Below are 22,798 nucleotides of genomic sequence, written 5' to 3'. Positions count from 1 at the left end.
CGCTTGAGGCGGTGGCCCCGCGCGGGCCGGCGAGCGTGCGAAACCAGATCGGCGGCGGGCCGGTGGCGAGCCGCGCCGCCACCACCTTCGAAACCCGCAATCCCGCCACCGGTGAGCTTCTGGCGGAAATCGAGATCGCCGGTCCGGAGGAAGTCGATCGCGCGGTTGCGGCGGCGCGGGACGGCCAGAGGAAATGGGCGGCCATGACCGGAGCCGAGCGCGGCCGCATCCTGCGTCGGGCGGCCGATCTGCTGCGCGCCCGCAACGACGAGCTGGCGCGGCTGGAGACGCTCGACACCGGCAAGCCGATCCAGGAAACAAGCGTCGTGGACGTGCTCTCCGGGGCCGACTGCCTCGATTATTTTGCCGGCGTTGCCCCGACTTTGGCCGGCGAGCATGTGGACCTCGGCCCCGAGGCCTTCGGCTATACCCGACGCGAGCCGCTCGGCGTCGTCGCCGGCATCGGCGCCTGGAACTACCCGCTCCAGATCGCCTGCTGGAAGGCCGCGCCCGCGCTCGCCTGCGGCAATGCAATGATCTTCAAGCCGGCGGAGCTGACCCCCCTCACCGCCGTGAAGCTCGCGGAAATCTTCACCGAGGCCGGCCTTCCGGACGGCGTGTTCAATGTGGTGCAGGGTTTCGCCGACACGGGGCGCCTCCTCACCCGCCATCCCGGCATCGCCAAGGTGTCGCTCACGGGCGAGGCCGGCACCGGCCGCAAGGTGATGGCGGACGCCGCCGCGAGCCTCAAGCATGTGACGCTGGAGCTGGGCGGCAAGTCGCCCCTCATCGTCTTTCCGGATGCCAATCTGGAAGACGCAGTCTCCGCCGCCATGCTGGGCAATTTCTATTCGGGCGGCGAAATCTGCTCCAACGGCACCCGCGTCTTCGTCCATTCCAGCATTCTGAAGCCATTCCTCGCGCAGTTGACCGAGCGCACCGAGCGCATGGTGGTGGGCGATCCGCTCGATCCCGCGACCCATGTGGGCGCGCTCATCAGCGAAGCGCACATGAAGAAGGTGCTCGGCTATATCGAGGCGGCGAAAGCCGCAGGCGCGCGGCTGGTGGCGGGGGGCCATCGCGTCGAGACGGGGGCGTTGGCCCGGGGCAATTTCGTCGCCCCCACCATCTTCGCGGACTGCACGGACGACATGCCCAACGTGCGCGAGGAGATCTTCGGCCCCGTCATGTCGGTGCTGGCCTTCGAGGATGAGGCGGAAGTGGTGGCGCGGGCCAATGACACCGCCTTCGGCCTTGCCGCCGGCGTCTTCACCGCCGATCTCGCCCGCGCCCACCGGGTGATCGCGCAACTTGAGGCCGGCACCTGCTGGATCAACCAGTACAACATCACGCCCATCGAGTTGCCCTTCGGCGGCACCAAGCAGTCCGGTCTCGGGCGCGAGAACAGCCGCGCCGCCATCGAGCACTACACGCAGATCAAGAGCGTCTACGTCAATCTCGGCCGCGTGGCCTCTCCTTATTGATGGAGCGAACCGTGGCCTCCCCCGCGTCCCCCGCCATCTTCGATTATGTCATCGTGGGCTCCGGCTCGGCCGGCGCCGTGCTTGCCGACCGGCTCTCCGCTGACGGACGCTTCACGGTGCACGTGCTGGAATATGGCGGCTCGGACCGCTCCCTGCTCATCCAGATGCCGGCAGCCCTCTCCATCCCCATGAACATGCCGAAATACAACTGGGGCTTCGAGACGGAGCCGGAGCCGGGGCTCGGCGGCCGGCGTCTGGTCTGCCCGCGCGGCAAGGTGATCGGGGGATCATCCTCGGTCAACGGCATGGTCTATGTGCGTGGCAATCCGCATGATTTCGACCGCTGGGAGGAAGAAGGCGCGCAGGGCTGGGGCTATCGCCACGTGCTGCCCTATTTCCAGCGCGCGGAAAGCCGGCAGGAGGGGGGCGATGCCTATCGCGGCGCCACAGGCCCGCTAGCCACCCGCTACGGCCCGTTGGAAAATCCGCTTTACAACGTGTTCGTGGAGGCCGCGCGTCAGGCCGGCTATCCTGCCACCTCGGACATCAATGGCGCCCAGCAGGAAGGCTTCGGGCGCATGGACATGACGGTGAAGGACGGCGTGCGCTGGTCCACCGCCAATGCCTATCTCAAGCCCGCCTTGAAGCGCCCCAACCTGTCGCTTGAAACCCACGCTTTGGTGCTGGCGGTCGAGTTAGAAGGCCGCCGGGCCGTGGGCGTGCGCTATGAGCGGGACGGCACGGAGCAGATCGTGAAGGCAAGCCGGGAGGTGATCCTCGCTGCCGGGCCGATCAACTCGCCCAAGCTCCTCAAGCTCTCGGGCATCGGCCCGGCGCAGGAACTGGCCGACCTCGGAATCCCCGTCGTGGCGGATCGGCCGGGGGTGGGTGAGAACTTGCAGGACCATCTGGAGTTCTATTTCCAGGTGGCCTGCACGCAGCCGATCACCCTTTATTCCAAGACCGGCCTCCTCTCGCGCGGGCTCGTGGGTGCGCAATGGCTTTTGGCCCGCTCCGGGCTTGGCGCCAGCAACCATTTCGAGAGCTGCGGCTTCATCCGCTCGCGCGCGGGCATCCGTTATCCGGACATCCAGTATCATTTCCTGCCGCTGGCGGTGAGCTATGACGGCAAGGGCCTCGCCAGCGAACACGGGTTTCAGGCCCATGTGGGCCCCATGCGCAGCAAGAGCCGGGGCTGGGTGCGACTGCGCTCGCGCGATGCGCGCGAACATCCGCGCATCTTCTTCAATTATCTCGGCCATGAGGACGACATCACCGAGATGCGCGCCTGCGTGCGCCTCACCCGCGAGATTTTCGCCCAGGCCGCCTTCGATCCCTATCGCGGGCGCGAGATCCAGCCCGGCGCCGACGTCACCTCGGACGAGGCGATCGACGCCTTCGTGCGCGAGAAGGTGGAGAGCGCCTATCACCCCTCGTGCAGTTGCCGGATGGGGCGGGCGGACGATCCCATGGCGGTGGTGACGCCCGATACCAAGGTGATCGGCATCGAAGGCCTGCGGGTGGTGGATAGTTCCATCATGCCGTCGGTCACGACGGGCAATCTCAACGCCCCCACCATCATGATCGGCGAGAAGGCCTCGGACATCATCCTCGGCAAGCCGGCCCTCGCCGCCTCTAACGCGCCCTATTACACCGCGGAGAACTGGCGCACCGCCCAGCGCTGAACGGCGCGCCGGGGCTCAGACCGCGCCCACCGCCCACGCAACGCCCAGCATGGCGAGCGCTACACCCCAGGTGTAAAGCAGCGAATGGCGGATGTGGGCGCCGAACTCGACGCCCGCGAGGCCCGCCGCCAGATAGGCGCTGCCAACCACCGGGCTGATAGCGAAGCCGACATTCTCGCCGATCATCAGCGCGCGGGCCACCGCATCGGGCGTCACCCCATGGGCCTGCCCGACGCTGACCAGCACGGGCATGATGCCGAAATAATAGGAGTCCGAGCCGAACATCATGCCGAGCGGCGTCGCGAAGGCGCCGACGATGATGTGCACCCAATGGCCGAGGCTCAGGGGAATGACGGCGACGATCTCGTTGCTGACGGCGGTCAGCATGCCGCTGCCATTGAGCACGCCGAGGAAGACGCCGGCGCAGAGCAGGACGGCCGCCAGCAGCAGCGCTTCCGCCGAATGGCGTCGCACGGTCGCCATCTGGGCGCTGGCGCCCTTGTAATTGAGCGGCAAGGCGATGGCGACGCCGACCATCAGCACCAGCACCGTGGAGATGCCCGAGAACAGCATGGCGGCAATGACCGCCGCCGTGAGCACGCCATTGGCGATGCGGCGCCAGAGCGGCACATCCACCGTCCTGGCGGGCGCCACAGCCGCAGCCGCCACGCCCGCGCCTTCCACCACCGGCCGGCGCCGCTGGCCGAGCCACCAGGCGAGGCCGAGGGCGAAGACAAGGCCCGCCACCTGCACGCTCCACAGCGGCCGCCAGAGCAGAACGGGATCGAGGTGCAGGGCGCTCGCGGCACGCAGGGTCGCCGGCGTCCAGGGCTCCATATTCATGATGCCCGCGCTCATGCCGGCCAGCATGGGCAGATGGCGCACGTCGATATTGAGGCGCTGGTAGATGGGCAGGAGCGCGGTGATGGTCACCACATAAGTGGTCGCCCCGGCGCCATCGAGGTGAACCATGGCGGCCACCAGAACGGTCACCATGAGCACCCGGTGCGGATGATCGCCCGCGAATTTCAGCAGCGCGCGGATCAGGGGCTCGAACAGCCCCTGCTCGTTCATGATGCTGAAGAACAGGATGGCGAAGATGAACAGCGCCACGATGGGCGCCACCGTCGACATGCCGGAGGCGACAAGCTTCTGCGCCTGCGCGAGATCGACACCCGCCGCGCAGGCCCCGAGCAGTGGCACCACCACGAAGGTCACGAGGGGGGACAGGCGGCCGCTGACCAGCAGCAGAACGGCCACAAGGACGGTCGCAAGACCGATGAAGGCGAGCATGGGCGTTTCCCGGACTTTTATTGGAAGCAGCCACGGGCGAGACGGCGCCCGTGGAAAATGTCAGCGCGCGGCGGCCTCGGCGGCGGCGGCGAGCCAGTCGATGACGCGGCCGGCGAGGGCGTCGCTATTGCGATCCATCATCAGGAAGTGGGTGTTGCCGGCCATCCCCTCCTGCGGCATGTCGAGGATGCGGGCCGGCACGCCCTGTGCGGCGAGCGCGCTGACATAGGCATCCACCGCGCCGCGATAGCGGGTCCATACCGGATGGTCGGCGATATGATCGCCCCACAGCACCAGGTGAGGCGGCAGCGCATCGCTGATGCCGGCGGTGTCCGGCGCACCCGAAGGCTCCAGCGCGACCACCCCACGGATGAGATCGGGATAGCGCTGCGTCATCTGCAGCGCGAAGCCGCCGCCCTGGCTGTGACCCACCACAAGGCACGGCCCCACGCGGGCGAGAAGCGCGCCATAGGCCGCCTCCGTCATGGCCTCATGGCCCACCCAGCGCGGCACCCACTGGGCCGCGAAGGCATCGAACGCCTCGGGCGGGAACTGCACCTCAGGCCAGGGCCTGCGGGCCGCCGCATCCGTGGCATAGCTGCCGGGCGGGCCCATGCGGAACATGTCCCACGCCTCGTTCTTCGTGCGGAAGAGCGGCGCGCCCTCATAGATCTGCGGATACATGCTCCAGGAGGAGCGCCCGCGCTCCACCGCATCGCTCACCAGCACGTCGAAGCCGGCTTCCAGAAAGCGCGTGAGCCAGCCGGGGCGACCGTCCGGGGTCGTCTCCCAGTTCACGCCGGTCATGCCGCCACCGTGCCAGAACAGCACGGGATAAGGGCAGCGCGGCTCGGCCAGCCGGAATTCCTGCACATACATCTGGCCGGTGACGTGATCGCCATTGGGATCGACGGGGCGCGGGGCAGCGCCGATGGCGAGCCGCCGCTGCTCCACCGGCAGGCCGTCGAGCGTAACGGTGCGCCCGCCGACGAAGAAGCTGCCAATCTTGCGGAGTTTCATCGCATCAGTTCCGGGCAAAGAGCTGGTCGTTCCGGCTCGGGAAGCAGCGGATGCGCGGCGCCGTCCCGAATAGCTCCATGCACAGATGGTCCAGAGCCTCCATGAAGTCATCCATCACGCCGGGCGAGCGGAAATCCTGATGCCGGTATTGGACGCCGAGATAGATGGACGCGCCATGGACGGGCGCGATCGCCCGCACCATCAGGATCTGCACCTTGTCCGGGGCGGCGGAAAGCTGATCGAGGCACAGGCCGGCCACGCGCGCATTGAAGCGCTCGGCATCGGCCGGCGACACATCCACGGCCGGATCGAAGGTGGCGGTGATGACGGGCATAGGCACTCCCAGAGAACGTGTTCTTTTCCGTACTATGCCGGGCCGCCATATTGATAATAAGTGATAATTCGGCAATGATTATGCAGTAATGCGCATCAATTACGATTTGCCCGAACTGCGGGCCTTCCTCACCGTCGCCCGCCTGCGCAATTTCGGCCGGACGGCGGCGGCGCTGAACCTGTCGCCCTCGGCGATCAGCCGCCGCATCTCGGAACTTGAGCAGGCTCTCAACGTGCAGCTTCTGGAGCGCACCACCCGTTCCGTGGTGCTCACCGCCGCCGGCCGGGCGCTGGTGGCCGAAGTGGCGCCTCTGCTGGAGAAGATGGATCAGGGCCTCAATGCCATCGTGGACGAAGCCCGCGGCAAGGGCGGCTGGCTGGATGTCGGCTGCGTCACCACGGTCGCCTTCAGCATCGCGCCCGGCGTTGCCGACCGCTTCCGCCGCGCCTATCCAGACATGCACCTGCGCTTTCACGACGACACCGGCAAGCGTGTCACCGAAAGCGTCATGGTCGGTGGTGTCGCCTTCGCGGTGAACACCCTGCTCCAGCCGCCGAGCGAACTGCTGGCGGAGCATCTGCTGGACGATCCTTATGTGCTCGTTCTGCCGCGCGATCACCCCTGCGCAAGTCTGGACGCATTCCCGTGGGCGGACCTGTCCGACCTGCCGCGCGGCGGCGTGCCGCTGGTGGCGCTCAAGCAGTCGAGCGCCAACCGCAAGGAGATGGATGCGGCCTTGGAACAGGCGGGCGTCGATGCCCCCTGGAGCGACGAGGTGGAACACCTCTCCACCATGCTCGGCTTCCTGCGGGCAGGGGGCGTTGCGGCGGTGATGCCCCGCCTCGCCCTGCTCGCCTGCGCGGACTGGGGCCTCTCCCATGTGCGGCTGTGCGATCCGGCGATCCACCGCCGCATCGGCCTCATCCGCCGCAAGGATCTGGTGCTCTCGGAGCCCGCACGGCGGCTATGGGATCTGTTCGCCGAGGAACTGCGGACGCACGCCGCGCCCTGATTGGTCTCAGTCGTCTGCGGACCGTGCGCCCGCAAGACCAAGCCCGCGGAGATAGCTCAGGATTTCCCGCGCTGCCTCCTCCGGCGCAGGATCGACGAGCACCCGTCCCCGCGTGTTGCCCCCGGACAGCGCGGCCACGCGCTCGGCTGCCGTGAGACCCGCCTGCGCCATCACCTTCGGCCGTGGACGATAGAGCCGCTCCTCCAGATTCTCCTCACGGACCGGCACGCGCCCTGCCGGCGCGCGGGTGACGGCGCCTCCGGCCCACGCCCGCGCATAGGCGAAGGGCAGAGGCGCAGGTGCGCCCGGATGCACGCTCACGAGCACCGGCAGGCGTACGAGGACGCGCCGGCGTGCGCCGCGCGGCAGGGCCTGCTCGATCCCCAGCGTGCCCGCGTCAGCACCGGGCGACAGCGTGACGGCATCCGGGACGAGAGGCCATCCCAGCGCGAAGGCGAGCGCATAGGGGAGGAGCCCGGTATCGGCGCCGCCCTCGCCGCGCGGCCCCGCCAGCACCACATCGGGCGCGGCTTCCCGCACCGCCGCCGCCAGCGCCGGCACCGGATCATCCTCGGCCGCACAGGCCAGATGGATCAGGTGCGCGAGGCCTCTCCCCAGAGCCTCGCGCACCGTCTCCAGCCCCGGCCCGGCATGGAGCCCGGCCGGGGTTGGATCAAGGATCGTCGCCATGCGCGCCGCCTGCGCCTCCAAGCGGGAGAGGCACGGCTTGCCGGAAACGGGGTGCCGGCTTTCGGAGAGCAGAACCAGCGCCTTCATGAGGCCTCCTCCGCCAGGAGCGCGAGCAGCGCCGGCATGACCGCCTGCGCGTCCGCCACCACGGCGAGCCCGGCGCGCTCGATCATCGCCGCATGCAGGTCCGTATTCACCGCCACCACATGCTCGCAGCCGGCGATCCCCTGAAGATGCTGGGGCGCCCCGGCGATGCCGAGGGCGAAATAGCAGCGGGCCGAGAGCACAGTGCCCGAGGCGCCCACCTGCGCGGCGCGGGGCATGAGGCCGGCGTCGCACACCATGCGGCTGGCTCCGGGCGTCGCCCCGAGCGCCTCTGCCAGCGCGCCGAAGGCGGCAAAATCCGTGACGCCATTGCCGGCCGAGAGCACGAAATCCGCTTCGCCCAGCGGCACGGTGGCGGGATCGGCGGGCACCTCCTCGATGCTCAGGATGGCGCTCTCGAAATCGAGGCGCGCAGGCAAGGGCAGATCGATGGGGCGGGCCTCATGAACGGTGCGCCCGTGCGGGGCGGCGGCGCCCTCGGCGAGCGTTAGCAGCAGGGGCGGTTCACGGCGCTGCTCCACCCGGCGGCCCCGTGCGGGACGGGCGACGGCGCGGGCGCTCACCTGCTCGGCGCCGCAGAACAGGCCCTCGCCTATCCGCACCGCCACGCGGCGGGCGAGATCGCCGCCGATCCGGCTTTCCGGCCACAGCACGTGCCGCGGCCGCAGCGCGGCGATGGCGGCCATGAGCGCACCTGCGCGCCGGTCCGGATCGTCCGCTTCGGGCAGACACGCGATGCGGTCGGCACCGGCCGCGCCCGCATCCTGCGGGAGCGTTCCGCCGAGCAGCACCACGGCGCCGCCGCCGGCATCGGCCAGCACACGGGCGGCGCCCAGCACCTGCCGGTCATGGACGGAGAGGTGCCCGCCCGGCACATCGGCGACGGCAAGGACGAGAAAGGCCGGCTCCGGCACCAGCCGCCGTTCAGGCGCCCTCGGTTCGGGCGCTGCCGGCGGGGAGGCGACAGAGACCGAACGGGGGCCACCGCCGGCGCGGTCGAGCCGCAGGCGGGTCCGGCCCTGCACCTCCGCAGCCGCGCGTTCGGCGAAGGGATTGCGCCGCAGCCGCCCCTCCGACACGGGCGTGCCAAGCTGGAGACGCGGCCGGCCTTGCGTGGGCAGGGCCCGGGCCGCGCGCTCGGCGCGGGGATCGCGGCGGAGACGGCTCACGCGACCGGCTCCGGCTGGCGGGCGCCGGCGGATGCCGGGGCCGCTTGCCCCGCCTCGACGGCGGCGAGCACCAGTTCGGCCACATCCCGCACTTCGGGCCGCGCGCCGGTGACACCTTCCAGCATGACGGCGCAGTGGGGACAGGCCACCGCCACCACCGCCGCGCCGGTCGCCCGCGCCTGATCCATGCGCAAATCGGGAATGCGCAGGTCGCCCGCAATGTCGCTGTGCGGCGCGCCTCCCCCGCCGCCGCAGCACAAAGAACGGGTGCCGTGGCGGGCCATTTCAGTGCGCCTTAGCCCCAGCGCATCCAGCAGCCGGCGAGGCGCCTCCACCTCTCCATTGTAGCGGCCGAGATAGCAGGGGTCGTGATAGGTGACGGAGAGATGTCCTGGCGCGCCGAGCGCGAGGCGCCCCTCGGCCAGCAGACGATCGAGGAAGGCGGTGTGATGCCAGACTTCATACCGCCCGCCGAAGGCCGGATACTCGTTGCGCAGACTGTTGAGCGCGTGCGGATCGGCGGTGAGGATCAGGCCAAAGGAAAGAGCATTCAGCGTCGCCACATTCTCCCGCGCCAGCCGGGCGAAGGTCGCCTCGTCCCCCAGACGGCGGGCGAGATCTCCGCAATCCTTCTCAGCGGCGCCGAGGATGGCGAAATCGACGCCCGCCGTCCGCAGCAGCCGCACCAGGGCCCGGAGCGTGCGGCCATGGCGCAGGTCGTAGGCGCCCTCCCCCAGCCAGAGCAGCACATCCGCATGCCCCTCCGGATGGAGGACCGGCAGGTCGAGCCCGGCGGCGAAATCGGCACGGGCGGCGAGCGCGTGGCCCCCCACCTCGTCGGTTGCGCGCAGATCATCAAGCCGCGCCGCCGCCTTTTCCGGCACGGCGCCGAGCATGAGGGTCCGGTGGCGGCGCAGGTCGATGACCGCATCCACATGCTCGATCATCATCGGGCATTCCTCGACGCACGCGCGGCACGTGGTGCAGGACCAGAGCGTATCGGGATGGATCATCGCTCCCGCGCCCACGATGGGCGACAATGCCCCGCCCTGCCGGGCGACAGGGCGGGCATTGGGATAGGGGCTGCCGGAATAGGCCGCGCTGTCTGATCCCTCCATCGCCGCGACCAGATCCTGCACGAGACGCTTGGGGTTCAGCGGCTGGCCGGCGGCAAAGGCGGGACAGGCGGTCTCGCAGCGCCCGCATTGCACGCAGGCATCAAAGCCGAGCAGGCGGTTCCAGCCGAAATCGGCGGGCGTGCCGACGCCCAGCGTCTCGGCCTCTAGATCGACCGGCGCCAGCGCTACATCCCGCCGCCCCGCAAAACGCGCGGGGCGCGGATGGGCGGCAAGGTGCAGAGCGCCTGCCAGCGCATGGCGCATGGGGCCGCGGGCGACAAGGAAAGCGAGGGCGAGGCCGCAGCCGGCGGTCACCGCCAGAACCACGAACCCCGCCCCGCCCGACAGTCCGGCAACCGCCCCGGAAGCCAGACTGAACCCGCCAAGCCCGTAACCGAGCAGGAGAAAGGGAAGGATCTGAAACCGCCCGCCCGAGAGCCGCGCCGGCCGGGCGGGATAGCGCCGCCCCCCCACCAGCAGCGCACCCGCGAGCATGGTCGCGAAGGCCAGCGCGGTCAGAGCCCACCATAGGCTGGAGGTGGCGAGCACCGGCACGATGGCGAGCGCCGCTAGGCCAGAGCCGGCGATGAGCCCGCCGGCCGCCAGCATATGCATGCGCGCAGCCAGAGGATCGCGCGCCACCACATGGTGCACGTCCACCAGATAGCGCTTCGGCACGGCGGCGAGGCCGGAGAGCCAATCCACCCGCGCCATCCGACCGCGCCGCCAGAGCGCGACGCGCGTGCCGAGCGCGAGCGCGGCCGAAAGCCCCATGGCCCAGACCAGCACCGAGAGGCCGAAGGCGGCGGCCATGGCTCAGATGTCCTTGCACAGGCGCAGGGCATCATAGAGCGCGGCGTGGATGTTGCGCCCGGCCAGCGCATCCCCCACCCGGTAGAGCGCGAAGCCGTGCGAGAGATCGAAGGGCTGCGGCTCGCCGCGCACGACGGCGCCCTGGTCGATCTGCCCCGCATTCACCGCGCGGGCTTTGAGCGCATGATAGACGCCGTCCACGGGCAGCGTGCCATAGTCCACCACCACATGGTCCACCACGCGCTCCTCCTCCTGATCGGTAAAGGTGTTACGCAGGGCGGCCACCAGACGGTTGCCCTCGGGATAGATCTCGATGAGATCGAGATTGGGGGAGAAGATCACCCCGAGCTTGTAGAGCTCGCGATAGTGGATGGGCTGGTTGGTGGTGCCCACCTCCTGCGCCGCATAGCGATCGGCGGTGACGAATTCCACAAGGCAGCCGCGCTTGGCCATCTGCTCGGCGGTGGAGGCGGCATTGTGCTGGCCCATCTCGTCGAACAGCAGCACGGAGCCGGAAAGCTCCACACGGCCTGCCAGGACATCCGCCGTGGTGAGCGCCCGCTCGGCACCCTTGGCGTGGCCGTGGCTCGGCGCACCGCCGGTGGCGATGATCACCACGTCCGGCCGCTCGGCCAGAATGGCCTCCGCGCTGGCCTCGGTGCCGAGGCGCAGGTCCACGCCAAGCTTGCCGACCTGTCCCGCGAGCCAGCGCGGAATGCCCGAGAGCGCCTCCCGCCAGCCCGCCCTGGCGGCGAGGTTGATCTGGCCGCCGGCGAGCGCGTTCTTCTCGAACAGCACCACGGAATGGCCCCGCTCCGCGCACACGCGGGCGGCCTCCAGACCGCCGGGGCCGGCGCCGACCACCACCACGCGGCGACGCACGTCCGCCTTCGGGATGACATGGGGCATGGTGGCTTCGCGCCCTGTGGCGGCGTTCTGGATGCACAGGGCATCGCCGCCCACATAGATGCGGTCGATGCAATAGCCGGCGCCGACACACTGGCGGATGTCGTCCTCCCGCCCCTCGGTGAGCTTCTTCACGAGATGCGGGTCGGCGATATGGGCGCGGGTCATGGCCACCATGTCCACATGCCCCTGCGCCACCGCGCGGGCGGCGGTGGCGAGATCGGTGACGCGCTGGGCGTGGAACACCGGCACCTCCACCTCGCGCTTGATGGCGCTGGGCAGATGCAGGAAGGGCGCGACGGGGAAGGACATGTTTGGCAGGGAGATGGCGTGGGCCATGTCGTCCCGCGCCTGCCCGCCCAGCACATTGATGAAGTCCACCAGCCCGTCGCGGGCGTAGGTGGCGGCGATCTCCACGCACTCCTCATGGGAGAGGCCATCGGCCATCATCTCGTCGCCGGACATGCGGATGCCGATCACATAGTCATGGCCCACCGCGGTGCGCATGGCCTCCAGCACCTCGCGGCCGAAACGCATGCGGTTGGCCAGGCTCCCGCCATAGCCATCGGTGCGATGGTTCACGGCCGGCGACCAGAACTGGTCGATGAGATGGCCATGGGCGGCCGAGACCTCGCAGCCGTCGAGTCCCCCCTCGCGGCAGCGGCGGGCGGCGGCGGCGAAATCCTGGATGATGCGGGCGATTTCCTCCGGCTCCAGTTCCTTGGGAATGGTGCGGGAGGCGGGCTCGCGCCTCGGCGAAGCGGAGACGGTGGGGAACCAGTTCTCCGTGTCCCACTTGGTGCGCCGGCCCATGTGGGTGAGCTGGATCATCAGCTTGGCGCCATGCCGGTGCACGCGCTCCGAAAAGGACCGGAAGAAGGGGATGACACTGTCATCCGCCACCGACACCTGGTTCCATGGCGCCGCCGGACTGTCGAGCGCGACGGAGGAGGAGCCGCCGAACATGGTAAGGCCGATGCCGCCCTTGGCCTTCTCCTCGTGATAGAGCTGGTAGCGCTCCTGCGGCTTGCCGTCCTTGCCATAGCCGGGGGCATGGCTCGTGCTCATCACCCGGTTGCGGATGGTGAGGCCCTTCAGGGTCAGCGGCTTCAGCAAGGCGTCGGCATTGGCGATCATCGGGCGGCTCCAATCGCGCAAGCGGGTCGGGCAATGTCAGGCGGCGCGCTCCGCGCGGGGCGGATGGCCAAAGCGCCGCCCGTAGGCGACGGAGAAATGCGCGGCGGACTGGAAGCCGCAGGCGAGCGCCACGTCCGTCACCGGCAAGGGCGAAAGGCGCAGCAGCTCGCGGGCGCGGGCAAGGCGCAGGTCCAGATAGAAGGCGGCGGGCGAGGCGGAGAGATGCCGCTGGAACAGACGCTCCAGCTGGCGCTGGGAGAGGTTTGCGGCGGCGGCCACCTCCCCCGTGGAGAGCGGGCGCTCAAGATGGCGCGCCATCACCTCCACCGCCTTCGCCAGCACCGGAATGCGCGCCGCGACGTCCGGCGCCACCAGCGCCTTCTGCCGTTCCGTTGCGCCCGGCCGACGGACGATGAACTGGTCCGCCACTGCCCCGGCCGTGCGGGCGCCGAGCGCGGCGGCGATCAGCACCAGCATCATGTCGAGCGGCGCGACGCCGCCGGTGCAGGTCAGCCGGTCGCGGTCGATGACGAAGGCGTCTTCCTGAAAGGCGACGTCGGGAAATTCCTCGCGAATGGCAGCGAGGTTCTCCCAGTGGATGGCACAACGATAGCCGTTCAGCAGACCCGCTTCCGCCAGCGCGAAGGTACCGGTGCACAGCGCCCCCAGCGCCATGCCCTTGCGGGCGGCCCGGCGCAGGGCCTCGCGGGTCGCGCGGCCCACCGCATGGCGCACGTCGATGCCGCCGCACACCATCAGGAGGTCAAGGTCGCCCGCATCAGCGAGGCGGCGGGTGGGGCTCAGCGAGAGACCGTTGCTGGCGGGCACGGGGGCGCCGTCCAGCGTCACCACCTCCCAGCCATAGATGTCGCGCCCGCTCACATAGTTGGCCATGCGGCAGGCTTCGAGCGCATTGGCGAGCGCGATCATGGAATAATTGGGCAAGGTGAGGAAGCCGATGCGCCGCACCTGCGCCATCTCCCCGCCGAGGGGTGAAGTGCCGGGCGCGGACACGGCGGCAAGGTGGGGGGTCGGGGGGCGGGCCATGGCGTCAGCGCTCGATCACGAGATCGCTGGTGGGACGGGCACAGCAGATCAGCACCATGCCCGCATCGATCTCCCGCTGGCGGATGCCGCCGCCGTGCTTCATCTCCACCGTGCCCTCGGCCAGCTTGCACTTGCAGGTGCCGCACAGGCCCTTAGTGCAGGAGGACGGCAGGCGCATGCCCGCCCGGCGGGCGGCCTCCAGTACGTTCATGTCTTCCGGGCACTCGATGACCCGGCCGGACTTGCGGAACTCCACGCGATGCACACGCGCGGCGGAGGTCTCCCCCTCTGCGGCGATCACCTCGGCGGCGACCTCCGGTTCGGCGGTCGCGAGCGTCGCGAAATCGAAGCTTTCCTCATGGTGGCGGGCCATGTCGAAGCCAGCCGCGCGCAGCATTTCGCGCACCGCAGCCATGTAAGGTGCGGGCCCGCAGACGAAAACCTCGCGGGCCCGGAAATCCGGCACCGCGGCTTCCAGATGGGCGAGCGAGAGGCGCCCGCGCAGCCCGTGCCAGGGCTCAAACGGCGCATCCGCCTCGCAGATGGCGGCGAAGCGGAACGTGGGTGTGGTCCGCGCCATCAGCTCCAGCTCGGCGCGGAAGATGATGTCGGCGGGCGTGCGGGCGCTGTGCAGGAAGGCGATGTCCGCGCCGGTGGCAAGGTCCGCATGGGCACGGGCCATGGACATGACCGGCGTGATGCCGCTGCCGCCAGAGAGGAAGAGATATTTGGGCGCCTCGTGCTGCGCGCAGGTGAAATCCCCCATGGGGCCCACCGCGCGCAGCACACTCCCCTCCCGGAGGTGATCGTGGAGGAAGTTCGAAACCGGGCCGCCGGGCACGCGCTTGACGGTGATGGCCACAGTGTCCGGCCGCGTGGGGCTGGAGGAGAGCGTGTAGCAGCGGTTGAGCCGCACCCCGTCGATGTCGAGATCGAGCGTGATGAACTGGCCCGGCAGATAGCGGAACCGGGCCGGCGTGGCGGGCGCGAGGACGAAGGTCTTTACGTCGGCCGTTTCCTGCCGCACCTGACGCACAACGAGGACGTCGTCACGCTCCGGATCCCAGGTGGGCGGCACCTCGGCGGGGGATGCGAGGCGAGGGTCCGGGCGGATGGTGCGCGCGTCCATGGCGTCAGCGGGCACCCTGGGCGCGCATTCGGCCCACATACCAGTTGCAGAACTTCTCCACGAGCATCTCGGTGTGCGGAGAATAGGGGCCGGGCTCATAGGCCGGGCTGCGCGCGCCCTCCTGGCAGAGGCCGACGAGTTCGGCATCCTGCACGTTGGTCGCCTGCCAGACGGCGGTGAGGTTGGCGATGTCGTAATCGACGCCCTCCACGGCATCCTTGTGCACCAGCCACTTGGTGCGCACCAGCGTGCGCTCGGCATCGAGCGGGATGGCCGAGAACGTCACCACATGGTCGCTCATGAAATGGTGCCAGCTGTTGGGCTGGGTCCAGAAATGCAGCGCCCCGTGCCGGGGATCGTTGATGGCGCCGAGCAGCTTCCTGCAGGCGGCCCTGGTGTCGCCGGTGTGGCTCTCGCCGGCCCCATCGAGCGGCAGGCGCTCGGTACGGAAGCCCGTCACCATGTCGTCCAGATGCTCGATCATCTGCGAGGGGAAGCCGCAGCTTTCCCATTCGCCATGGCTCGCCTTGACGAGGTCCGCATAACGCTGCGCCTCAAGGCGGCCCATGTCGTCCAGTTCCTCCGGCGCAAAGCCGAAGCCATAGGCGAAGAGCGGGACGGTGAGTTCGGGATGGTTGCCCGCACAGTGGTAGCACTCGCGATTGTTCTCCATCACGAGCTTCCAGTTGCCGGGCTCGATCAGCTCGCTCTCGAAAGCGACCTTGGCATTCTTCAGATCATGCGGCGCGAGATAGGGCGCCATGCGGGCGGCCATGTCGTCGAAATCCGCCGGCGGATCGTCGGAGAGGCAGATAAAGAGCAGACCCTCCAGCGAGCGGATATGCACCGGCTTCAGGCCGTGGCATCCGGCGTCGAAGTCCTTGCCCATATGCTCGGCAAACAGCAGCTTGCCGTCGAGATCATAGGTCCAGGCGTGATAGCGGCAGACGAGATTGCCGACGCTGGTCTTGTAATCCTGGAGCACCCGCGCGCCGCGATGGCGGCAGACATTGTGGAAGGCGCGCACCTCATTGTCGTCATTGCGGGTGATGATGACGGAGGTCTTGCCGATGTCGATCACCATGGCATCGCCCGGCTCGGCGACATCGGGCTCGACGCCCACATAGATCCAGTGGCGGCCGAAGATGAGGTCGAGGTCGGAAGCGAAGATGTCGGGGTCGGTGTAGAAGGGCGCCTCCAGGCTGTAGCCCGGCTTGCGGCGGCGTAGAAGCGCCTCGAGATGCGTGTCCGTCTTGTCCAGCATGTCGCTCTCCCCCGGCGGCTCGCCGCGCCGCCTCGCGTCGTCTGGAATTGTTCAACGCGGACAGAATGTCGCGCTTTTCCAAAAGCGACAATTTTTATCCTGATACCGACAACCGTCAGCACCGCCGACAGATGTCGGATTTGTTCCAGAGCGAAGTCGCAAAGACACGAGATGGCTGCCCGCGGCTGGAGCATCCTGCGCCGAGAACAGGGGAACATCAGGCCCATGCGGCGCTTTTCACTCGGCTCCCTCCTCTCGGAGGCCTTGAACGCCCATCAGGGCTGGCCGCGCCAGTGGCGCAAGGCCACGCCCAAGGCCGCCTATGACGCCATCATCATCGGTGGCGGCGCGCACGGCCTCGGCGCGGCCTATTATCTGGCCAAGGAGCACGGCCTCACCAATATCGCCGTGCTGGAGAAGGGATGGATCGGTGGCGGCAATTCGGGCCGCAACACCACCATCATCCGCTCCAACTATCTCTATGACGAAAGCGCCGCGCTCTATGAGCATGCGGTGAAGCTGTGGGAAGGGCTCTCCGAGGAGCTCAACTACAACGTCATGTTCTCCCAGCGCGGCGTGCTTATGCTCGCGCACAATGTGCACGACGTGCAGAGCTTCAAGCGGCACGTCTATGCCAACCGCCTCAACGGCATCGACAATGAGTGGCTGACCCCGCGCGAGGCCAAGGCATTCTGCCCGCCGCTCAACATCTCGCCCGACATCCGCTATCCGGTGATGGGCGCCGCCCTCCAGCGGCGCGGCGGCACCGCCCGCCATGACGCCGTGGTGTGGGGCTATGCCCGCGGCGCCGATGCGCGGGGCGTGGACATCATCGAGAATTGCGAGGTCACCGCCATCCATCGCGGCCCGGACGGGGCGGTGACGGGGGTCGATACGACGCGCGGCAGCATCAAGACGAAGAAGATCGGCGTCTCCGCTGCCGGCCACACCTCCATGGTGATGGCCATGGCGGACGTGCGCATGCCGCTGGAGAGCTTCCCCCTTCAGGCCCTCGTCTCCGAGCCGGTGAAGCCCTGCTTCCCCTGCGTGCTCATGTCCAATGCGGTGCACGCCTACATCTCGCAGTCGGACAAGGGCGAACTCGTCATCGGCGCCGGCACGGACCAGTATGTGTCCTACAGCCAGCAGGGTGGCCTGCACATCACCACCCACACGCTGGATGCCATCTGCGAACTCTTCCCACAGTTCACGCGCATGAAGATGATGCGCTCCTGGGGCGGCATCGTGGACGTGACGCCGGACCGCTCGCCCATCATCGGCAAGACGCCGGTGCAGGGCCTCTATGTGAACTGCGGCTGGGGCACCGGCGGCTTCAAGGCGAGCCCCGGCTCGGCCCATGTCTTCGCCCACACCATCGCGCGCGACGAACCCCATCCCATCAACGCGCCCTTCACGCTGGACCGCTTCCGCACCGGCCGCCTCATCGACGAGGCGGCGGCGGCGGCGGTGGCGCACTGAGGCCCGCCATGCTGCTCGTCACCTGCCCCTATTGCGGCGCCCGCCCGGAAATCGAATTCCACTGCGGCGGCGAGGCCCATATCGCCCGGCCCGAAACGCCCGCCGCGCTCGATGATGCGGACTGGGCCAGCTATCTCTACACCCGCGCCAATCCCAAGGGCGTGCATGCGGAGCGTTGGCGCCACGTCCATGGCTGCGGCCGCTGGTTCAATGCTCTGCGCAACACGGTGAGCGACCGTTTCATCGCCACCTACAAGATGGGCGAGCCCCGTCCGGACCTTTCCCCCTCGCAGCCCACACCGGCGGGAGGCCAGTGATGCCCCAGTCGCACCGCCTGCCGCGCGGCGGCCGCATCGATCGCGCCCGTCCGCTCACCTTCTCCTTCAACGGCACCCTGATCGAGGGCTATGCGGGCGACACCGTCGCCTCCGCACTGCTCGCCAATGGCGTGAAGCTCGCCGGCCGCTCCTTCAAGTATCACCGCCCGCGCGGCATCCTCACCCATGGGTCGGACGAGCCGAATGCGCTGCTGAGCGTCTCGCGCGGCCCGGGCCGGGTCGACCCGAACAACCGCGCCACCATGGTCGAAGCGGTGCCGGGCCTGCGCACCGCCTCGCAGAACCACTGGCCCTCGCTGGAGCATGACATCGGCGCGGTGAATGACCTGCTCTCGCCGGTGTTCGTGGCGGGCTTCTACTACAAGACCTTCATGTGGCCGCGCGGCTTCTGGGACAAGTTCTACGAGCCGGTCATCCGCTCCGCCGCCGGCCTCGGTGTCGCGCCCACGGAGGCTGATCCCGACCGCTATGTCCACCGCCATGCCCATTGCGACGTGCTGGTGGCGGGCGCCGGCCCGGCCGGTCTCGCCGCCGCCCGCGCGGCGGCGGAGACGGGCGCCCGCGTCATCCTCGCGGACGAGCAGCCGGAACTGGGCGGCAGCCTGCTGCACGAGACCACCGCCAGCATCGACGGCCTCCCCGCCGCCAGATGGCTGGAGGAGGCCCGCGCCGAGCTGGCGTCGATGCCCAATGTGACGCTGCTGCCGCGCACCACCGTCTTCGGCTATTACAACCACAACCACATCGTGCTCACCGAGCGGGTGACCGATCATCTCGCTACGCCCTCCGCCGACCTGCCGCGCGAGCGGCTGTGGCAGGTGCGGGCGAAGGAAGTGGTGATCGCCACCGGGGCCCATGAGCGCCCGCTCACCTTCGCCGACAACGACCGCCCCGGCATCATGCTGGCCGAGAGCGTGCGGGTGTATATCAACCGCTATGGCGTCGCGCCGGGGCGGCGGATCGTCTTCGTCACCTCCGGCGCCTCCGCCTACCGGGCGGCCGCGGATGCCAAGGCCGCCGGGCTTGATGTCACGCTCGTGGACGTGCGCCCCGACAGCGCCATCGGCGCGGAGCGGGCGCTGGCGGCGGGCCTGCGCTACCTCACCGGCCATACGGTGATCGGCGCCACCGGCACCAAGGCGGTAACGGGCCTGATCGTCGCGCCGGTCTCGGCCAGCGGCGGCATCGGTACCCACGTGACCCTGCCCTGCGATTGCGTCGGCATGTCGGGGGGCTGGACGCCCAGCGTTCACCTGTTCTCCCAGTCGCGCGGCAAGCTCGCCTACCAGCCGGAGGGCGACATCTTCGTGCCGGCGACCTCGGTGCAGAACGAACGCTCGGTGGGCGCCTGCAACGGTACGTTCGACCTTGCCGCCATTCTCGCCGAGGGCTGGGCCGGGGGCGCGACGGCAGCCAAAGCGGACACAACCCGCAGCTTTGCGGCAGAGCCCGCGACGCCGGTCGGCTTCAAGCCGGTGCGGGTGCTGCCCACCAACGCCAATCCGCTGAAGGTGCGCGCCTTCCTCGACTTCCAGAACGACGTGACGGCCAAGGACGTGCGCCTTGCGGTGCGCGAGGGATTCGAGAGCGTCGAGCATGTGAAGCGCTACACCACCACCGGCATGGCGACCGATCAGGGCAAGACCTCCAACATGACGGCCCTCGGCCTCCTGTCGGAGACGCTGGAGCGGCCGGTGCCGCAGGTCGGCACCACCACCTTCCGCCCGCCCTATACCCCCGTCACCTTCGGCGCCATCATCGGCTCCAGCCGCAACGAACTGTTCGACCCGATCCGCAAGGCGCCGCTTCACGAGTGGGCGCAGGAACATGGCGCGGTCTTCGAAAACGTCGCTTTGTGGCGCCGCGCCTGGTTCTTTCCCAGGTCCGGCGAGGACATGCACGCGGCGGTGAAGCGCGAGTGCAAGGCGGTGCGCGAGGGCGTCGGCATTTTCGATGCCTCGACGCTCGGCAAGATCGAGGTGGTGGGGCCGGATGCGGCGGAGTTCCTCAACCGCATCTATCCCAATGCCTGGCTGAAGCTGGAGCCCGGCCGCTGCCGCTACGGCCTGATGCTGAAGGAAGACGGCTTCGTCTTCGACGATGGCGTGGTGGCCCGCGTGGCGCCCGACCGCTTCCATGTGACCACCACCACGGGCGGCGCCGCCCGCGTGCTGGCCCATATGGAAGACTATCTCCAGACCGAATGGCCGGATCTCAAGGTCTTCGTCACTTCCACCAGCGAGCAGTGGGCGGTGATCGCGCTGCAAGGTCCAAAGGCACGCGAAGTGCTCGCGCCGTTCATTGAAGGGATCGACCTTTCTCCCGAGGCCTTCCCGCACATGGCCATGCGCACCGGCCGCATCCTCGGTGTGCCGACACGGCTGTTCCGGGTCTCCTTCACCGGCGAGCTCGGCTTCGAGATCAACGTGCCGACGGACTATGCCCGCACGGTCTGGGAGGCGCTCTATGCGCGGGGCGCCGAATTCGGCATCACGCCCTACGGCACCGAGACCATGCATGTGCTGCGCGCCGAACGCGGCTTCATCATCGTCGGCCAGGACACGGACGGAACGGTGACGCCGGACGACCTCGGCCTCGGCGGCATGGTTTCCAAGCAGAAACCGGATTTCGTCGGCAAGCGCTCCCTCACCCGGCCGGACATGCTGCTGCCGGATCGCAAGCAGTTGGTCGGCCTCCTCTCCGAGGACAGCCGCACGCTGCTGGAGGAAGGCGCGCAGATCGTCGCCGACGTGAACCAGCCGGTGCCCATGACCATGCTCGGCCATGTGACCTCCTCCTATGACAGCGCCGCCTGCGGCCGCCCCATCGCGCTCGCCCTCGTCTCGGGCGGACGCGCGCGCATCAATGAAACGCTTCATGTCACCACGCCCAACGGCTTTGCCGCCGCCCGCGTGGTCCCGCCGGTCTTCTTCGATGCGGAAGGCAAGCGGGTGAACGGAACTGTGGAAGCCCCCGCCCATGCTTGAGACCGCCCTTTCCGCCCGACGCACGAGCGTCCTCGGCCTCGGCCCGACCAGCGCGGGCATCCGGGTGGAGGCCCTGCCGCCCGCTTTGCGTTTCGTGCTGCGCATCTATGGCGGGGAATCCGCAGCGCTGGGATCTGCCGGGGGCTTCGATCTCTCCGCCGGCATCAACAGCGTGCGCGCCACGGGCGGGCATCTGGCCTGCCGCCTTGGCCCGGACGAGTGGCTCCTCATCGCCCCGGATGCGGATGCCGGGCGGCTGTTGCTGGCGCTGGAAACCGATCTCGCCGGCCGGACCTACGCTCTGGTCGAGGTGAGTCACCGCAACGTCGCCCTGGAGGTCGCCGGTCCCCATGCGCGGGAGGTGCTGAACGCCGGCATCCCGCTCGATCTCGCGGACGGCGCCTTTCCCGCCGGCAGCGCCACCCGTACGCTGCTGGGCAAGGCGGAAGTGGTGCTGGTGCGTCCATCCGAGGCTCTGGCCTACCGGGTGGAGTGCTGGCGATCCTTCGGCCCCTATGTGCAAGGCTTCCTTAACGACGCCGCGCGTGAATTCGCCTGATCCCCTCCGGCGGAGCCTCCGGGCCCGCCTCCTTTGCCGGTTACATCATGCCCCTCACTCCGGACGACCTGCTGCGCTTTCTCTCCGAGAACGGTATCGAGGCCCGCACCTATGAACACCCGCCGGTGTTCACGGTGGCGGAATCCCAGGCGCTGCGCGGGGAAATCCCCGGAACGAACACGAAAAACCTGTTCCTGCGTGACGGCAAAAAGACCTACTTCCTCGTCACTTTGGAAGAGAACACGGCGGTGGACCTGAAGGGCCTGCGGGGAAAGATCGGCGCCCGCAGCGGACTGTCCTTCGCCTCCCCCGAGGCGCTCTACGAGCACCTGGGCGTCAGGCCGGGCTCGGTCTCGCTCCTCGCCCTTATCAACGATAAAGCCTGCCAGGTACGGGTCTTCGTGGAAGCCGGCCTCCTCGACGCCGAGCGCATCAATTGCCACCCCCTCACCAACGACAAGACCACCTCGCTCAGCGCGCAGGATCTCCGCCATTTCCTTGCGGCAACCGGTCACACCGTGTCGGAAGTTACTCTGGACGCTACGGAAACCGCTGCGGAAGCGGCGGGAAACTGACCTAGAGACATACCTCCCGCCCTGGCTGCATTCCCCAAAATCACGCGCGCTGATACACAAAAACCATCTCCGGCGATGCTTCCGTAATGGAGGTATCTATCCTTGACGATCGGGGTCCAAGCCGGTCCTCTCGGATGCATGCGAACCAACGATTCTGCCCGGAACCGGGTACTGAATCCGTATGTGCAGAAACGATGGATCTCTCTTTGGCGACCTGCGATTTGATGGGCATGATGCCAACCCGGCCTCACGCCTCGCCGTTCATGGGGGGCGCCCGTGTGATCGAAACGAGCCCGCTTCTCATCGTTGACGACGAGCCGGAATATCTCGACGAGATCCTCGAGGCGCTTGCGTTCGAGGGTGTCTCCGCCATTTCCGCATCCAACGGCATCGACGCGGTCCAGACCCTGCGCCGCTGCCCGGACATCCGCCTCGTGGTCACCGATATCCGCATGCCCGACATGGACGGCATCGCGCTGATGGAAGCGGCGCGCCAGGAATTCTCCGATCGCGACCTCCAGTTCATCGTGGTCACGGGCCATGCCGCCAAGGCGGACATCGAGCGCGCGAAAGCCGCCGGCGTGATCGATTGCCTGACGAAACCGCTGTCCATGGATGCCCTACAGCGCGCCCTCAAAGCCTTGCCGGTGTAAT

The 22,798-nt window shown here is 68.7% G+C and carries 19 protein-coding genes; 9 read left to right on the top strand and 10 right to left on the bottom strand.

From position 1 onward, the window contains the following. The first annotated feature begins 11 nt into the window (after positions 1-11). Positions 12-1,484: a betaine-aldehyde dehydrogenase gene (gene betB / locus AZC_RS06095; protein ID WP_420794831.1), complete on the top strand. Its 1,473-nt coding sequence runs from the start codon at positions 12-14 to the stop codon at positions 1,482-1,484. After that, the gene (gene betA / locus AZC_RS06090; RefSeq protein WP_043878976.1) at positions 1,484-3,169 is read left to right on the top strand and encodes a choline dehydrogenase; all 1,686 of its coding nucleotides are present in this window, start codon (positions 1,484-1,486) and stop codon (positions 3,167-3,169) included. Before betB ends, betA begins: the two co-directional genes overlap by 1 nt. A gap of 15 nt (positions 3,170-3,184) precedes the next feature. Here the strand turns inward: betA and AZC_RS06085 are convergent, their stop codons facing one another. Genes AZC_RS06085 through AZC_RS06075 form a run of 3 tightly spaced genes read right to left on the bottom strand, consistent with a single transcriptional unit; the run spans position 3,185 to position 5,816 of the window. Beyond that, positions 3,185-4,462, bottom strand: coding sequence for a CitMHS family transporter (locus AZC_RS06085; RefSeq protein ID WP_012169713.1), 1,278 nt, complete (start codon positions 4,460-4,462; stop codon positions 3,185-3,187). A 60-nt stretch (positions 4,463-4,522) separates the two neighbouring features. Beyond that, complete coding sequence (locus AZC_RS06080; RefSeq protein ID WP_043878975.1) at positions 4,523-5,482, bottom strand: alpha/beta fold hydrolase; 960 nt, start codon at positions 5,480-5,482, stop codon at positions 4,523-4,525. Between the two features lie 4 nt (positions 5,483-5,486). Next, complete coding sequence (locus AZC_RS06075) at positions 5,487-5,816, bottom strand: hypothetical protein (protein WP_052285870.1); 330 nt, start codon at positions 5,814-5,816, stop codon at positions 5,487-5,489. A gap of 88 nt (positions 5,817-5,904) precedes the next feature. On the opposite strand from AZC_RS06075, the gene AZC_RS06070 reads away from it, so the two are divergent. Further along, on the top strand, positions 5,905-6,828 hold the full coding sequence (locus AZC_RS06070) for a LysR family transcriptional regulator (RefSeq protein WP_012169711.1): 924 nt from the start codon (positions 5,905-5,907) through the stop codon (positions 6,826-6,828). Between the two features lie 6 nt (positions 6,829-6,834). Here the strand turns inward: AZC_RS06070 and AZC_RS06065 are convergent, their stop codons facing one another. The 7 genes from AZC_RS06065 to AZC_RS06035 are packed head-to-tail and all read right to left on the bottom strand — an operon-like array spanning position 6,835 to position 16,206. Next, on the bottom strand, positions 6,835-7,605 hold the full coding sequence (locus AZC_RS06065; RefSeq protein WP_012169710.1) for an electron transfer flavoprotein subunit beta: 771 nt from the start codon (positions 7,603-7,605) through the stop codon (positions 6,835-6,837). After that, on the bottom strand, positions 7,602-8,792 hold the full coding sequence (locus AZC_RS06060; RefSeq protein ID WP_012169709.1) for an electron transfer flavoprotein subunit alpha/FixB family protein: 1,191 nt from the start codon (positions 8,790-8,792) through the stop codon (positions 7,602-7,604). The genes AZC_RS06065 and AZC_RS06060 overlap by 4 nt, the downstream gene beginning before the upstream one ends. Further along, on the bottom strand, positions 8,789-10,723 hold the full coding sequence (locus AZC_RS06055) for a (Fe-S)-binding protein (protein WP_012169708.1): 1,935 nt from the start codon (positions 10,721-10,723) through the stop codon (positions 8,789-8,791). The genes AZC_RS06060 and AZC_RS06055 overlap by 4 nt, the downstream gene beginning before the upstream one ends. A 3-nt stretch (positions 10,724-10,726) precedes the next feature. After that, positions 10,727-12,766: an FAD-dependent oxidoreductase gene (locus tag AZC_RS06050; RefSeq protein ID WP_043878974.1), complete on the bottom strand. Its 2,040-nt coding sequence runs from the start codon at positions 12,764-12,766 to the stop codon at positions 10,727-10,729. A 36-nt stretch (positions 12,767-12,802) separates the two neighbouring features. Then, positions 12,803-13,813, bottom strand: a complete 1,011-nt coding sequence (locus tag AZC_RS06045; RefSeq protein WP_012169706.1) for a GlxA family transcriptional regulator — start codon at positions 13,811-13,813, stop codon at positions 12,803-12,805. 4 nt (positions 13,814-13,817) lie between these two features. After that, positions 13,818-14,942, bottom strand: a complete 1,125-nt coding sequence (locus AZC_RS06040; protein WP_012169705.1) for a hybrid-cluster NAD(P)-dependent oxidoreductase — start codon at positions 14,940-14,942, stop codon at positions 13,818-13,820. 4 nt (positions 14,943-14,946) lie between these two features. Further along, the gene (locus tag AZC_RS06035; RefSeq protein WP_012169704.1) at positions 14,947-16,206 is read right to left on the bottom strand and encodes an aromatic ring-hydroxylating oxygenase subunit alpha; all 1,260 of its coding nucleotides are present in this window, start codon (positions 16,204-16,206) and stop codon (positions 14,947-14,949) included. A gap of 225 nt (positions 16,207-16,431) precedes the next feature. On the opposite strand from AZC_RS06035, the gene AZC_RS06030 reads away from it, so the two are divergent. The 6 genes from AZC_RS06030 to AZC_RS06005 all read left to right on the top strand — a co-directional run bounded on the left by AZC_RS06030 (position 16,432) and on the right by AZC_RS06005 (position 22,797). Beyond that, positions 16,432-17,685: a sarcosine oxidase subunit beta family protein gene (locus AZC_RS06030; RefSeq protein ID WP_012169703.1), complete on the top strand. Its 1,254-nt coding sequence runs from the start codon at positions 16,432-16,434 to the stop codon at positions 17,683-17,685. 8 nt (positions 17,686-17,693) lie between these two features. After that, complete coding sequence (locus AZC_RS06025; protein ID WP_012169702.1) at positions 17,694-18,002, top strand: sarcosine oxidase subunit delta; 309 nt, start codon at positions 17,694-17,696, stop codon at positions 18,000-18,002. Then, on the top strand, positions 18,002-21,010 hold the full coding sequence (locus tag AZC_RS06020) for a sarcosine oxidase subunit alpha family protein (RefSeq protein ID WP_012169701.1): 3,009 nt from the start codon (positions 18,002-18,004) through the stop codon (positions 21,008-21,010). The genes AZC_RS06025 and AZC_RS06020 overlap by 1 nt, the downstream gene beginning before the upstream one ends. Next, entirely contained in the window at positions 21,003-21,569 is a 567-nt protein-coding gene (locus AZC_RS06015) for a sarcosine oxidase subunit gamma (protein ID WP_012169700.1), read from the top strand. The genes AZC_RS06020 and AZC_RS06015 overlap by 8 nt, the downstream gene beginning before the upstream one ends. A 47-nt stretch (positions 21,570-21,616) precedes the next feature. Beyond that, positions 21,617-22,144: a prolyl-tRNA synthetase associated domain-containing protein gene (locus AZC_RS06010; protein WP_012169699.1), complete on the top strand. Its 528-nt coding sequence runs from the start codon at positions 21,617-21,619 to the stop codon at positions 22,142-22,144. 134 nt (positions 22,145-22,278) lie between these two features. Then, positions 22,279-22,797 carry a response regulator gene (locus tag AZC_RS06005; RefSeq protein WP_158304098.1) on the top strand — a complete coding sequence of 173 codons (519 nt, stop codon included), beginning with the start codon at positions 22,279-22,281 and terminating at the stop codon, positions 22,795-22,797. Position 22,798: the final 1 nt, after the last annotated feature.

Origin of the sequence: Azorhizobium caulinodans ORS 571, from assembly GCF_000010525.1 — a bacterium.
Classification (GTDB): Bacteria; Pseudomonadota; Alphaproteobacteria; order Rhizobiales; family Xanthobacteraceae; genus Azorhizobium; species Azorhizobium caulinodans.
Note: the sequence above shows the minus strand (reverse complement) of the source record. Positions and strands in the feature narration are given on the sequence as shown.